Source organism: Marinagarivorans cellulosilyticus (assembly GCF_021655555.1).
Classification (GTDB): Bacteria; Pseudomonadota; Gammaproteobacteria; order Pseudomonadales; family Cellvibrionaceae; genus Marinagarivorans; species Marinagarivorans cellulosilyticus.
In genome coordinates, this window is sequence record NZ_AP023086.1 from 3,555,307 (window position 1) to 3,569,343 (window position 14,037).

Genomic DNA, 14,037 nt, shown 5'->3' on the forward strand with positions numbered 1-14,037 from the left:
GCTTGATCAAACATTGCTACCGTCAGTACGCAGGGTGAGCGCTTAGAGTTGTAGTATTGCTTGTAGAGCCGCGATTGTTTTCTAGGCATTCAGGTGCCGAGAGAGCGTGCATGGAGCCTATCCCAATATAGCGCCTAGCCCCAACGAGGATTCGCGAGGCTAGGCTTTGGCGCGCAAAGTCGTAGATGGCTTGAGCGGCCTAGGGAGTGATCAATTAGCACTCAATTTCATCGATGGCTGATTAGTTTCGATGTTTTAACACGGGGTGGGGTTTACTCTGTTGCGATAAAGAATGCATTATCCCAAAAGGCGCCGTACATTCCGGTGTCATCAATAGTCTGATACATGCGTATAAGCGCACTTTGGGCGCCTTCTGGCGCAGTAACGCTTCCGCCTAGCGTTTGCCAGTCGGTACTGGTTGTTGTTTCATAGCTGCCACCAAGTTGCTGGCGGCCGCTGCAGTCGATGTTTTGCATCCAAGCAACTCTTAATAATCCGTTGCCCTGCTGGGAGGATAGTTGATCCTGTTTGAAGCTTACGCCAACTTTAAAGCTTTTGTTTGCCCCGATGTTAACGCATTGGCTTAAGGCTTCGCCGCGTATTTTTTTGCCAAAGTTAGAGTTAGCCGTGATATGCGCACCGCCAGACACCTCTTGCCCGCCATATTCATTCCACTGCGCAGGCCAGCCTGTTTGCCAGTTTTCTAATCCATTTTCAAAATCGCTGTTGTATAAGTGATTTTCACCAATGGGGCGCGTGTACTGGCTGAAGACGGGTTGTGCTGTAGTGTTGTTGTCTACCTCGGTTAGGGAGAATTCGATTTCATCCCAAAGGGCTTCAGCAGGCTCGCCACCTTCATTAATGTGGACAATTTCAACCATAATAGATTTCGCACCTAAAGCCGGTACGAGGTCTGTCTTTGATAACTTTTGCCAGCCAGGTGCGGCTGTTGGATTGAGTTGAGCGTTGTACTCGCCACCAGTGGAGCAGTCGTCAGAGGTGAACGAGACCACGCGAAGCTCATCGTTGCGTAGGTCGGCTGAGCCCTCTTGTTTAATAAATGCGCTAATGCTGGCCTTGCCTATACCGGTAACGGGTAGGCATTGGCGCAAGCGGGTTTTACTCGCGACATCCCCTCTAGAGTAAGCCCGTAATGCCGTGGTGCCGGCGGTGCCTTCTTTAGGGAGTGTTTCGGCGTCCCCTCTGACCAACCAGTGATCCACATGGCTTTCGAAGTCACCGTTTTTTAGGAGATCATCTCCAATAGCTAGGTTGCGTTGGTCATTTTTATTGAAGCCTAAATCGCTTATTTCGCTAATGCTTAGCTTGGTTGAACTTACCGTATTTGGTGGGCAATCGGCTTGGAATAATGGTGTGCCGTCTGGCTGAATGCATTTGTAGATGTCTGCAAACGTTGCTGGAGCAATCGTCAAAAGTACGGAGCAAAGCAGTGGAAGCCGAGGCTTGCTAAGAATCATAGAGTTTCCATTAACCAGTATGGGGCGTTACCACGCTGCAGGATTTCGCCAAGCAGGCCCGTTGCAATTGTGTAATGGACTAATTAAACGTCAAAAAACCAGTAACCTCAATATTGAAGCGCTAAATAGCGCGATCTATACGAGCGGAATATGAATAGGGATGCACTTCTCACATTTAAACATCGCATATCAAATGTGAAAAGTGCGGTTGCGTGACTAAAAACTGTATTTCACGTCAATGCTAAAGGTACGGCCAATTTCCATGTTGAATACTTCAACGCTGCCGCTGGAAGTATCACGTTCAATACTTTTCTCGCCGTCTAAAATATTTTTTATTTTAGCTTTAACTGAGACCTGGTCGATGGGGTAGTACGAATAAGTAAGGTCTAAAGAGTTGAAGGGTTGCTCCATGGCATCTGGCTCGCCTAGTCTGCCGGCAAAAAATAGGCGTTCTCCAAAGACGTTGTAGGCCAAGGTTGCTGAGTGTTCACCATTGGGTGAGTCAAAGCCAAAAATCATGTTGACGGCGTAATCTGAAGCTCCTTGTAAACCACGCTTTTCATTGGTGGGAGAGCTGGCGTTTTCACCCGCTATGAGCTCGTGATCAAGTAGTGTGATATTGCCTTGAGTGAAAAATGGGTCCAGCGTTGAATGCAATGAGCCCAAACCTTTCATAAATTCAAGTTCAACCCCCGCTACTGTAGCGCTCTCAGCGTTAACCACCTCAAGCGCGGTGTTGCCACCTGCAGCAGGCGTTTGAAAGTATTCAATGGGGTCTTCAATATCTTTTGAAAATAACGAGATGGTGAGTGAGTCGCCACCGCTGAAAAACCACTCAGCACGTAAATCGATGTGATCTAAGTAGGACGATTTTAGTTGGCCGTCGCCGGTTACCGAAAAGCCCGTTAGTGGGTCAATATAGGCACTGGATGATAGCTCACGCATATCGGGTCGAATGGCTGTCTGTGCAAAACTTAAGCGCAATTGAAAATCATCAGCCCAGAAGTTATTGGTGATGTAAGTAAACGCAAGCGAAGCGAAAGTATCGTCTTCTTCTCTGACGGCATCTACAAAATACTGCTCGATTTCGCTTTGTGGGGCATTAGGGTTTTGAATTAGGGGGCTGTGGTCGTACGCAAGAGGGTCCCAAGCTAAAGTGACTTGTTGATAGGCCTCCTGACGAATCCCCAAATTAACCCGCCATGTGTCTCTAATTGTTGCATCAATGTTACCAAAAATAGAATTGTTTTTAACTGTGGCAATGTAGCTTTCGTTATTGCTTCCTACTGTGCCGATGGAAAATTCATTATCGTTGTTAACAATATTTTTGTCGGAATAGAATTGTGTTGTGTCTTGGTTGAATAATGCGCTGTTAATTGCAATATCATGCTCAATGGCAAATTGAAGCTGTTTGTATTCTCTGTTCTTTTGCCAGTTGTCTAAGCCTGTTGACAACGTTATTGCAAGTGAAGCTGTTTCAATGGGGTAGAAGAGCTTAAAGCCTTCGTTGTCGAGCTCATCTTCCAGCTGGGTAAAGCGATGATCTGCTACCGTTTTTCCTGAAAATACGGAGCTTTTGGGCTCTTGGTTTTCTAGGCTATAAAAAACGCGGCTGTTGATGTTGGTTTCGTTGGGAAGGTCTGTTGTTGAGGTGCTATCAGAAATGTACCACTCAAACTTTAAGCCTTCTAATGCGCGCAGGGCATCCCAGCCAAGTAGATCAAGTGTGTCGGTTCCCAATTCATGGCTTCCGCGTATTTGGTTAATACGCATTTCGCGCTCTTCAAAACGTATCGCGCTATCGCGCTCCCCCTCGCCACTTGATAGTGGATTATTACCGTCGTTGCCGAACTGATCAACCAGTGCGGCGGAATCTTCTGTGTTACGCAAAAATATATGGGTTGTCTCTATACTATTGTCAAAATTTAAATTGAGCCCCATGGCTAAATTGCCCATCACATTGGTCGTTTCGGTTGACTTCTTTGTGAAAGTTACGTGTTCGGTGGGGTTGTCCAGCTTGCGTTGAGTAATGTTTTTATTTCTGGACTCGCGTTCGAGTTTCGTATTCGCGATTATGCCGAACTCAATGCCTTTGCCAACATCAAAGTTATTACCCAACGCACCTTCAAACGAATAGTCTTGGCTGGGGTCTTTTGCGGTGATGGTGTTGTCACGTTTAATATCGAGAGCGATATTACGGTTTAAACGTTGCGCTTCAGCGTATGCGGCTTCATCTGAAAGGGCGGGTGTTTGATTTTGTAGCGTATTTTGGATGTTGTTAGTGCTAATGTCGCCACGGTAGTCGTCGATGGCACTCTGGATGCCGCCGGATAAAGCCCGAGATTCATCGCTACCCCATTTTTCGTCGCCGTTATAAGTAAGAAAATCACTACGCGAAATGGAATTTTGTTTTAAGCCTAGCTCAAGGTTGAAAACGATATCATCAGGCACGCCCGTAGTGCGAATGTCCACAGCGCCGCCGCCAAAATGAGCTGGCATATTAGCAGAATACACTTTTTGTACAGACAAGGATTCAACAATAGACGTTGGGAAAATATCCAGCGGTATTACGCTGCGGGTAAGGTCCGGTGAGGGGACCACTGCGCCATTGAGTAGTGTTGAAGAATATCGTTCACCAAGGCCTCGGACATAGACAAACTTATCGTCAACAAGCGTAATGCCGGGTACGCGGCGCAACGCGGCGGCAACATCGGAATCGCCGATGCGACTGATTTGTTCGATGCCAATAATATCAACTGCTACAGATTGGTCCATGCGTTCGACAGCTAAAGACTCGGCGCCGCTTTTTAAACGTCCAAACACCTGAACTTCTTCAATCGGTGGGGGCACATCTTGTGCGTAAGAAATTGAGCTAATTGCGACACTTAGCGCAGACACTGCAAAGCCAGTTTTTTTTAGTGGGAATTTATCCATATATGTTGACATAACACACCTAATAATCTTTTTAATCTTGGACATGAAAAGGGCGCCACAGCGAGGCGCCCTTTATTCTTGCGTTTAAAAGGTACGGGATTAGTTAAACCAAAGTGGCTCGCCGTCGTGTAAACCAAAAGTCCAATCTTGAGTCCAGTCACTCGTTTTGGTGACTGCGCCGATGTAATCAGTATTTACAGGCGTTGCAGTTGTTACGTTGCCGTTTATTTTCATGTCAGCTATTGGCAGCGAATAGAAACCATCAAGAATGGCAAGGTTGTCAGCGTTTAAATCGATGCCGGCATCTTCTGTATCCGCTTGGAATAGTTGGTTGCTTGCGTCAGCGCTTAACCATGCTTCAACCGTCGTGTCATTAGGTAGTGATTTGCCACTGGTTAAATCTTGGCATACGAATATGGAGCCCTTGACGCTTAGGTCTCCGCTTTGCGCTGCAGCTTGATCTTCTGCGTTATTTAAATTGAAGCAAAAGTTATGCGTAGCGTCTTTTTCCGCTGGGTCTGAGTCAGCTGCATATGCTGAAGTCACTAATGCGTTCTCAAGCGTTAAAAAGTGAGCTTCTCGGGCGCGGATGCCTTGGCTGGGGTCATGTGTGCCTTGTTCAACCCCTGAAGTAATGCAGGTAAGGTTTTTAATTGTTGCGCGAGAATTCAAACCTTGGCTAATTAATTTTTGCTTAAATTCTTCGGTTTTACTGCTGTAAGAACCTATGCCATCTGACTCTACGCATCGGTTGCCGTTGTCTTGACTATGAATAACTAAAGCATGATCAATAGTGCCTTGGTAGCCTTCGTCGATATCGATTGAATCGTCGCGTACGTAAAGTGCTACATAGTGATTAATGTTGACGGCGCCGCCAAACATCTCGATGCCGTCATCATAAGTTGAGTAGGCTTGTAGGTAATTAACGCTTGTGCCTGAACCCACTGCGTCAAACGAAATGCCGTTTAGTTCGTTACCCGCGCCAACTTCTGCACCAGTATGCTTAACGATGAAATACTCGAGTACGCCAGAGCTATCTGCATTGTTAGCGCCACCGTAGTGGGTTGTACCGACACCGCTTTTACCTTCGGCTTCTACGTGGCAATTAGAGGTCGTAATAGCGGCATCATCAATGGCGTAATCGCCGTAGTCACATTTATTGGTAATACCGAAGCCGTTAATGATCATTCCGCCCCATTGGCTCACATCGTCGAAGGCAACATTACCCTCAATATCGCTTTTGGCGGTGATAGTGATGGGGTTTAGTGCCGTGCCTTTTGCCATGATTTGGGCGCCGCGGTTGATAACTAAGTAGTTGTCTTTACTTTCAAAAGCCACGGTAACGCCAGGTTCAATGGTCAGGGTTGCTGCGTCGCCACCTTGTGTAATGCCTGCGGCGGCAAGATCGGCGTCGCTGCTGTAGTTTTTGCCTATCATCAAGCTGCCTTTGAACAAGTGCACGCCAGGAATTTCGGCAAGAGTAATGTCTGATGTTATGGGTTTGTCGAGGTCGGCAAATTTAGCCAAGTAAACACAGTCCGCTCCATCAAACGAGCCTTTAAAGGTTGTTCCGTCGACCGCGTAAGATGCACAAGGGTTGGCGTCAACGATGGGGTCGGATACGTCTGGGTTATTGATGACGGTGCTGTTGTCATCTGATGCTTTGCTAGCATCGATATTGACATCTCCGTTGCTACCACAACCCGCCAGGGCAGCGGCAAAAGCATTAAGGGCAAATATAGTTTTTAAATTCATGGGAGTAACTCCGTTAGTTCAGTAATCAATGAAATCAGTATTCGGTGCGTGTCGTTTGTAATGCATACAAAGATTTAGGCGCCAATATTTGATGGCCGACAGTGTCGTCGAGAAATATGAAATTCTTGGGTCAGAAATGTGAAGGTTTTATTGCAGAATGGCTTTTAACGTCCGATTGAGGGCGACTAATGGGTGCTTTGACTATCGCTTTAAGGTCTAGCGTGTCAAAATTGGCGTTTTAGCACTCATGAGGCAAAGCTGATGAGCGAAAACATATCTGCTACACGCTTGAACACATTGATCGACGAGCCGGATCAAGAGTTTGATGTTAGGGCGGCGCTGTTTTTTCAAGGTAAAGAATACGCATTGTTACCTAGCAATTTACCCTTTCAAATAGGCCGCGATGAGACCGTTTGCCAGTTGGTTGTTGATAGCGAGCTCGCTTCGCGCAACCACTGTGCAATTGTGATGAAAGATGGTCAGTTGGGTTTGTTGGATACCAGTACTAACGGCTCTGTTGTAAAGTTTGGTCGTGCGGATAGCATCGTAGTTCATCGAAAATTCCTCCCTTTGGCGGGCCAAGGGTGCTTTAAGTTGGGGGAGAAAATAGACTTGAACGACCCTAATCTAATCATGTTTAAGGTAACAAAAGTGGGTGTTGCTAGCTAACGCTGGTTTCGTCTACTACGGCGAGCACTGTTTTACACGGGGTGAGAATAAAACCTCTGCCTCTTAAGCTGTTATTCGAGCAAAATATGCTAATCAATTGGTACCCAGGGCACATGGAGAAGGCCCGTAAGCAAGTTAGAAACATCATGCCTTCTGTTGACGTGGTGATTGAGGTTCTGGATGCAAGGTTGCCGTACTCCAGCACCAACCCCATGATTGAAACACTGCGTAAAGATAAACCCTACCTCAAAGTGCTTAGTAAATCGGACTTAGCCGACGCCGCCATTACCGAACAGTGGCTGGCTTTTTGGCGAGAACAAAAGAATGTTGATGCGCTGGCGATAACAACAGAGAAAACCAGTATTGCGAAGACAATACCGGATCGGGTATTAGCCATGCTACCCCAGCGCACGCGGCGCGCGACGGCTGTACAGGCGCTAATACTGGGCATCCCCAATGTTGGTAAATCTACGTTAATTAACACGCTTGTTGGTCGTAAAGTGGCCAGTGTGGGTAATGAGCCTGCAATTACCAAGGCGCAAGCTAAAATTCGCGTAACTGATGACTTTGTGCTGATCGATACCCCCGGTATGACGTGGCCTGGCGCTAAAAACGAAATGGTAAATTATCGCTTAGCAGCGAGTGGGGCTATTCGTGATACGGCATTAGAGTATGACGACTTAGGGCTATTTGCGATGGATTATATGCTGCAACGTTACCCCGCGCGTGTAAGCGAGTATTTTACGATAAAATCACTATCAGATATTGCTTACGAGGCTATGGAGCAGGTGGCTAAGCGGCGAGGTTGTGCAAAAGGCGGTCGCGTCGATTTCCTGCGTGCTGGCGAGCTTTTTGTGCGGGAATTGCGCGCTGGTAAGATGGGCCGCATCAGTTTTGAAGAGCCATTTGTCACTTACCATCTGCGAGATTAACCGTAGCAGTAGCGCCTGTGGCGCCGTTCCTTTATTTTCATGGCGTTAAGCGCTAAGGTAATTACTATATTCTTTTTACAGTTGTGCTATGAAACCACTTAAAACAAAAGCCGAAGTTCGTGCCGAGCTAGAGCAAGCTATCGCCAGCTATATGTCTGGTGGTGGCGAGGTCAATGCTGTGCCGCGTGGGTTAAGTGGTAATCCGAATAATGTGAATATCTTTGCGCAGGGATTCAACAGTCGTTCATCGGAGTCTCGGACTCCAGTTCCCGATACGGTTAAAGCGTTGGAAGAGCGCAAGCACCCTGTCAAACCTAAACCTCGCCGCCCTAAGCGCAAGCTAATAAAAGACGATTTTGGTGAACCGCTGCGTTGGGTGTGGGAAGATTAGTCCGTGGCATCCTCCCAAACATGGCTGCTAAAAACGGAGCCGGATGAATTTTCTATTGATGATCTTTCTTCTAGCGCGCCATCGGTATGGGATGGCGTGCGCAACTATAAAGCGCGCAACTATCTACGAGATGATGTGCAGTTAGGCGATAGGGTGTTTATCTATCACAGCAGTTGCCGGTTAATAGGTATCGCGGGCTTGGCCTTGGTGACGCGAAGTGGGTACGCCGACCCCGCCCAATTTGACCTTTCTAGCCCTTATTATGATGCTAAAAGTACAATCGATAGGCCGCGTTGGTATTGTATTGACTTAAAGCTAGAACAGCGCTTTGAGCGTGTTATACCGCTAGCGTTATTAAAGCAGCAGCCTCAGCTGGCGGACATGTTGTTGCTCCGCCAACCAAGGCTGTCTGTGCAGCCGGTATCCGCAGAGCATTTTCGCCATATTATGGCTATGAACTCACCGGTCGCCCTGACTCAAGGCCATCTTTAATCATTTGTAACTATTCGGCCACCTACGAAATTGAGTGCTAATCGATCATTTTCTAGGCCGCTCAAGCCATCTACGACTTTGTGCCTCCTGCTAAGTCTACCCCCACGCATCCTTGCTGGGGCCGGGCGCTATGTACGCGCTCTGGAAAGCGTGCTCCTGCGCTTTCTCCCCCTTACAATCCCTGTAAGGCCCGGCGCGTGAATGCCTAGAAAATAATCAACCAGCCCTCCGAGGGAGCAATGTTTTTTATGGTTTAATAGTTACAATCATTTAATCAACTAAGCTTTATTTCTTATTAAGTCGCGTATCACAAAGCGCGCTGGGTGTATTTGCTGGTACAGTTTTTCATCTATTGGTAGAGGTTCACCTGTAATGACGCTGGCCAGTATTTCTGCCGCCAATGGCGTGTACGACAGCCCCCTTGATCCATGCCCGATATTCATAAATAAGTTGTTATAAAAGCGCCCTGGCTGATCGACGGTGGTGTACTTATTTGCACGGTAGGGCGCGAAAGCCTCCAGCATTTTCTGGTGATTGCAGACAGGTCCGACAATGGGTAGGTAATCGCGCGTGGTGCAGCGGTATGAGGCCCTGCCTTGTAGGTTTTGCAGCGAAGGCAATGTATTGGGGGTGATAAGTTGCGCGGCAAGGGCTAGGTTCTTATGGTTATCTTCTTCGGTAATGGTTAGGTCTTGCCTATTCAAATCAAAGGTTGCACCAAAACAAACGGTCCCGCTCGTGTTTGTATGTTTTATCGGAGGGGCGATATAGCCGTCGCCGCACAGGCAGGTTGTTAACGCAAATGAATCGACATTGGATATTTCACCGTAGGTCATTTGCCCTCGAATAGGTTTGATGGGCAGTTGCGCGGTTTGCTCAAATAAAGCTGCGCTATTTGCGTTAGCAATTATTACGAGGTCTGCTTTGGCTGTTTTTTCTGGGGAGCCTAGCTCAAGCTGCCAGCCGCCGTCGTGTGGCTGTACGCGTTTAACAAAGGTGTGCTCTTTTACCGAAATGTTGGGGTGCTTTAGCAGGTTTTGGCAAACTTTTGCTGGTTGCAGCCAGCCACCTATTTGGGTAAACAGCCCTTCGTTGTTGCCCTCTAATTGGGTGGCCTCAATGGTTTGTTGGCGATTTAAGTACGTAGCTAGCGTGCTGTTGGTCTTGGCATGCTCGGCAATTTTTAGTTGAATAGCTTGCTGTTTTTCATTTTGGTTTAAATGTAATACGCCACAGCGGTCGCCATCGCGGCCGTAAAAACCTTCGCTGTAAAGCTGATCGGCGTAGTGTAGCGCGTAGCGGTTAAATTGCGCTAAGGCGTCGTTTTGATGCGAAAATCGGGTGTAAACCACACCCTGAGGATTGCCGCTTGCGCCGCTCGCTATAGTGCTTTGTTCAAAAACTGTGACTTTAAAACCGCGTGTCGCTAACGCATAAGCCGAATGCGCGCCAGCCAGTCCAGCACCAATAATTGCAATATGCTGTATGTCTTTTGGTGAATGATTGAATGCTGATAAATGCCAAGAGGTTGCAGGTGTTTTTTTGTTTTGTGCGCGCTGACGGGTTGCTCGAGCCTGCACTATTGTTGTGCTTGGTGTTAAACGGGAGCTAACTGGGTGAGAACAAACATAGGTGCCGGCCAGCATTTCGCGTTTTCGCCCAAAGCCTGATGCCCGCTGAACATTAAAACCAACGGCTTGTAATCCTCTACGTACATCGCTTGCGGATGTAAATGTCGAGATAGACGTTGAGTTCGAGCTTAATGCGGCCATTATTTGATAAAGCGCTGGCGTCCACATGTCGGGGTTTTTCGACGGCGAAAATCCATCCAAAAACCAAGCGTCGACAGTTTTTAAAGTACTGCCATAATGGTATGCATGATGGCGCACTTGTTGTGCGCAAGCGTACGATGGCAATAATTCTGCTAGCGCTTTTTCGGCACTATCGAAAATTAACGTTAATTTAACTCGCCCATTATTAAAACTTAATCGGTTAACTTTGTTTTCTATTGGATTTGGATATTGTGCTACCAATTGCTTGGCAAGAGGAGCTAGCTCGGCCCATTGATTATGGGCTTGTGTTATTTGGGGGCAGTGTAATGGGTATTTTTCAACCGCAATATAGTGCAGTGTTGCCGTGTTAGGCGCGACCTTATTCCAAAGCTGCCAAGCGACAAGAAAGTTAAGCCCGGTGCCAAACCCAGTTTCTGCAATAGAGAATACCTGTGGTGGGCTGCTCTGCTCTTTAAGGTTGCTCCAGCGCCTTTGTAATTGGTTGTGCTGTAAAAATACAAAGCGCGATTCTTCAAGGCCGCCATCCTCATTAAAATAAAAGTCATTAAAACGTTTGGACTTTGGTACGCCGTATTGCGTCCATGTTATTTCTGGTTTTTCAAATTCGGCCATAGTATCCAGGCTGTATTGATATCGGTTGGGGGGGTTAATAATTAAAGTCGTCTTTTAATTGTTTACACCAATGCTCAATGCGCTTGCTAGAAAGCTCAAACTGGGTTTCATCATCGAGCGCGAGACCAACAAAATGCTGTTTGTCTTCGGTAAGCGCTTTAGAGCCTTCAAAGGTGTAGCCCGTTACGGGCCAAAAACCAACAATCTGCGCGCCGCGCTGCTTTAATTTATGGTACAGAAACCCCATAGCATCTAAAAACCATTCAGGGTAACCTTCTTGGTCGCCTTGGCCATAGAGCGCGACTGTGATGCCGTCTAAGTTTAGCTCGTCGAGCTCCTCCCATACATCCTCCCAGTCTTCTTGTAGCTCGCCATAATCCCATGTAGGAATGCCAAATATTAAATAGCGGTAAAATAATGCGGTACTGAGCGGCTCGTCTGCAATGTTGTAAATATCAACAGTATCTGCGCCTAATTGTTCAGCGATTTTTTCACCTGACATTTGCGTATAGCAAGTGGAGCTGCCGTAGAACAAGCCTATCTTTCTTTTGTGCTCAGTCATAATAAAGTGATCCACCGCTCAAGCCATGATGCAGTAATTGCGCGGTAGTCTTGTGATTGGCTTGCATCGAGTATTAAAGGTTCGCCAACGCGTTTAGCGCCTAGATCAAGCATTGCGTCATCAAGTTTTTTACCGGCTTCGCCAAAGCTTGGATAATTGCTGTCACCCAAGTTAATTAGGCCGTAGCGCTTTTGTGCAATAGCGGGGCACTTGGTGCATAAAAAAGTGTAGAAAGGAATAATGTTAGAGGGTAGGTCGCCTACGCCAGTATTGGATGTGCATATTAAAATAACATCGGCATTATGGATGTCACCATCGTTGAAGTCGGTATTGATCGATGTGTTAAAGCGGCTCTGCAAGTGGGACTCGGCGTGCTCTGCAACATCGAGTGCTGTGCCCATTACGGTGCCGACAATAATTTGAATGCTAGTCATATTTTTAGTTGTTTATTGTGATGGCGTTAAATTAAATGTTTGGCAGTAGAAGGCGTGCTCGGCCTTAAATAGCTGGATGATGGTTTCGGGTTGGCGAAATCCATGGCCTTCATTTTCGAACGTTAAGTATTCAACGGGGATACCCTTTGCGTTAGCTGCATTAACAATAAGCTCGGCTTGACTTGGTGGAACCACTTTGTCTTCTAGCCCCTGAGCAACCAAAAGTGGGCAATTTAACCCATTGATGTGTGTAATGGGGGAGCGCTGAATATATTCTGCCTTTGCTTCGGGATATTGGCCAATAAGTTGGTCTAGGTAGCGGGCTTCAAATTTATGGGTGTCCTTAGCTAGGGCTTCTAGGTCGGCTATACCATAAAGGCTAACACCGGCATCAAAGGTATTGTGTTGCGTCAGTGCGGCAAGTACTGAAAAGCCTCCGGCGCTGGAGCCTTTAATAATTTTTTGCTTTGGGTGGGCAAGCCCTTTATCAACTAAATACTGTGCAGCCAAGCAAAGGTCGTCAACATCCAATATGCCCCAGTTTAGATTTAACCTGTGCCGGTATTGTCGCCCAAAGCCAGTGCTTCCGCGGTAGTTAACATCAGCTACTGCAAAACCACGGTTAGTCCAGTATTGAATTTTCAAGTTAAGCGCCGCTTCTGTTGCCCCAGTAGGCCCGCCGTGGCCCAAGATAATCAATGGTGGTAGCTGCTCTTCGTCGCCGCAGAAATGTTGGTTGTTCGGGGCGTAATACCAAAGGTGTGCGCGTTCATTTTTACTCGTATTGAACCAGTGACTTACCGGTGCGCTAATATCACGCTCATTGATTGGGCTGTTGTGGTTATAAACGCCTGTGACCATTAATGCGTTTTGTGGATTTGTAATATAGCTAGGAGCTGCTGCAGCGTAGGGGGTACCACAAAGAAAGGTGGCTCTTTGATTTTCGCAATGGAGGTGGCTAAACACCGTTTGCTCGACGGATATAACATTTTTTTTATGACTGATTAAATCGTATTGACTGAGCGACCAGCAGCCGTCTTTTGTTTCGGCAAGCAATACATTATTGCTATCCCAAAAGCCCCAGTTGCTCATGCCAAATGTCCATTGCGGTGTGGCACACTCCGAATCGTTAATAATGGCGGGGGTTATATTGCCGTTGTTGTCGTACCGGTATAAATTCCACCAGTTAGATAAGTCGCTAACAAAAAATAGTTGGTTGTCGGGGGAGTATTTGGGTTGAATAATGGATTGCTGTGTTTCCTCCCCGTTAATTAACCGGCGCGGCTCTTGAGGTTGCGCTGTTGGCCAGTTGAATTCCCACAAGCTGGTATTGTCCCACGGCATGTTCGGGTGGCGCCAAGAAATAAAAGCGCCTTTTTGTCCGTCTGGTGCTAAGCAAATCGATGCATAAAAATCTTCGCCTTGTGCTATTTCAATAGTGTAATTTTCTTGTTGTGTAGAAATGGCAATAATGCTTGCACTTGGATGTTCTTGCTGTGTGCTATGAAACGATTCGCGAACGCAGAACAGCCAATCACCAGAAGGGTGAAGGACTAAGTCGGCGTAGCGTGATTCGGGGCTGTTAGTCAGCCGTGTAGGCGGTGAACTTTTATCTAAGGAGTAGCGATAAATTTGTTGGTCAGCAGCGTGTACAAAAAACAACAGTTGTTCAGTGATGGCATAAGCACCGCCACCATATTCATGTACCTTAGAGCGAATATCCCAAGGTGCAGGCAAAAGCTGTTTTGCGGTTAAAGCATTTTTCTCGACACTCGAGGTTTGGGCATACATCAATGTTGTGCGGCCACCCTCGCAGGGCAGTGACTCGGGCCAGACTATTCCCTGTTGGGTTAATTTGGGCTCACCGAAGCGAATGTTGCCGCTAGCCAATGTTTGCGCATCAAGTGACGAGGGCCAAGTGCCGTAGGGCGCGCTGGTTTTCTTTTGGGTGTTTTTTTCTTCGTGCATTTTATCGCTTTTTGCTG

Annotated in this window: 11 protein-coding genes; 4 read left to right on the forward strand and 7 right to left on the reverse strand. The window is 47.1% G+C overall.

All coding sequences use genetic code 11. The features are described 5' to 3' along the window. Nucleotides 1-272: 272 nt before the first annotated feature. The 3 genes from MARGE09_RS14345 to MARGE09_RS14355 form a co-directional block, all read right to left on the reverse strand. Nucleotides 273-1,478, reverse strand: coding sequence for a carbohydrate binding domain-containing protein (locus MARGE09_RS14345; protein WP_236982980.1), 1,206 nt, complete (start codon nucleotides 1,476-1,478; stop codon nucleotides 273-275). A 216-nt stretch (nucleotides 1,479-1,694) separates the two neighbouring features. Next, the gene (locus tag MARGE09_RS14350) at nucleotides 1,695-4,424 is read right to left on the reverse strand and encodes a TonB-dependent receptor domain-containing protein (protein WP_236982982.1); all 2,730 of its coding nucleotides are present in this window, start codon (nucleotides 4,422-4,424) and stop codon (nucleotides 1,695-1,697) included. Between the two features lie 87 nt (nucleotides 4,425-4,511). Beyond that, the gene (locus MARGE09_RS14355) at nucleotides 4,512-6,167 is read right to left on the reverse strand and encodes a serine/threonine protein kinase (RefSeq protein ID WP_236982984.1); all 1,656 of its coding nucleotides are present in this window, start codon (nucleotides 6,165-6,167) and stop codon (nucleotides 4,512-4,514) included. Between the two features lie 261 nt (nucleotides 6,168-6,428). Here MARGE09_RS14355 and MARGE09_RS14360 point away from each other — a divergent pair, with 261 nt between their 5' ends. The 4 genes from MARGE09_RS14360 (at nucleotide 6,429) to MARGE09_RS14375 (ending at nucleotide 8,651) form a co-directional block, all read left to right on the forward strand. Continuing rightward, complete coding sequence (locus tag MARGE09_RS14360; protein ID WP_236982986.1) at nucleotides 6,429-6,836, forward strand: FHA domain-containing protein; 408 nt, start codon at nucleotides 6,429-6,431, stop codon at nucleotides 6,834-6,836. 146 nt (nucleotides 6,837-6,982) lie between these two features. Next, nucleotides 6,983-7,768, forward strand: a complete 786-nt coding sequence (gene ylqF, locus MARGE09_RS14365; RefSeq protein WP_236982988.1) for a ribosome biogenesis GTPase YlqF — start codon at nucleotides 6,983-6,985, stop codon at nucleotides 7,766-7,768. 88 nt (nucleotides 7,769-7,856) lie between these two features. Further along, a complete protein-coding gene (locus MARGE09_RS14370) occupies nucleotides 7,857-8,159 on the forward strand; it encodes a hypothetical protein (RefSeq protein ID WP_236982990.1) in 303 nt (100 codons plus the stop codon). A 3-nt stretch (nucleotides 8,160-8,162) separates the two neighbouring features. Further along, on the forward strand, nucleotides 8,163-8,651 hold the full coding sequence (locus MARGE09_RS14375) for an EVE domain-containing protein (RefSeq protein WP_236982992.1): 489 nt from the start codon (nucleotides 8,163-8,165) through the stop codon (nucleotides 8,649-8,651). A 278-nt stretch (nucleotides 8,652-8,929) separates the two neighbouring features. On the opposite strand, the gene mnmC is transcribed toward MARGE09_RS14375, so the two are convergent. The 4 genes from mnmC to MARGE09_RS14395 are packed head-to-tail and all read right to left on the reverse strand — an operon-like array spanning nucleotide 8,930 to nucleotide 14,020. Then, entirely contained in the window at nucleotides 8,930-11,056 is a 2,127-nt protein-coding gene (gene mnmC, locus MARGE09_RS14380) for a bifunctional tRNA (5-methylaminomethyl-2-thiouridine)(34)-methyltransferase MnmC2/FAD-dependent 5-carboxymethylaminomethyl-2-thiouridine(34) oxidoreductase MnmC1 (RefSeq protein WP_236982994.1), read from the reverse strand. A 34-nt stretch (nucleotides 11,057-11,090) separates the two neighbouring features. Next, on the reverse strand, nucleotides 11,091-11,618 hold the full coding sequence (gene fldB / locus MARGE09_RS14385) for a flavodoxin FldB (protein ID WP_236982996.1): 528 nt from the start codon (nucleotides 11,616-11,618) through the stop codon (nucleotides 11,091-11,093). Further along, the gene (locus MARGE09_RS14390; RefSeq protein WP_236983004.1) at nucleotides 11,615-12,052 is read right to left on the reverse strand and encodes a flavodoxin domain-containing protein; all 438 of its coding nucleotides are present in this window, start codon (nucleotides 12,050-12,052) and stop codon (nucleotides 11,615-11,617) included. The genes fldB and MARGE09_RS14390 overlap by 4 nt, the downstream gene beginning before the upstream one ends. A gap of 12 nt (nucleotides 12,053-12,064) precedes the next feature. After that, the gene (locus tag MARGE09_RS14395) at nucleotides 12,065-14,020 is read right to left on the reverse strand and encodes a S9 family peptidase (RefSeq protein ID WP_236983006.1); all 1,956 of its coding nucleotides are present in this window, start codon (nucleotides 14,018-14,020) and stop codon (nucleotides 12,065-12,067) included. Between the last annotated feature and the right edge of the window lie 17 nt (nucleotides 14,021-14,037).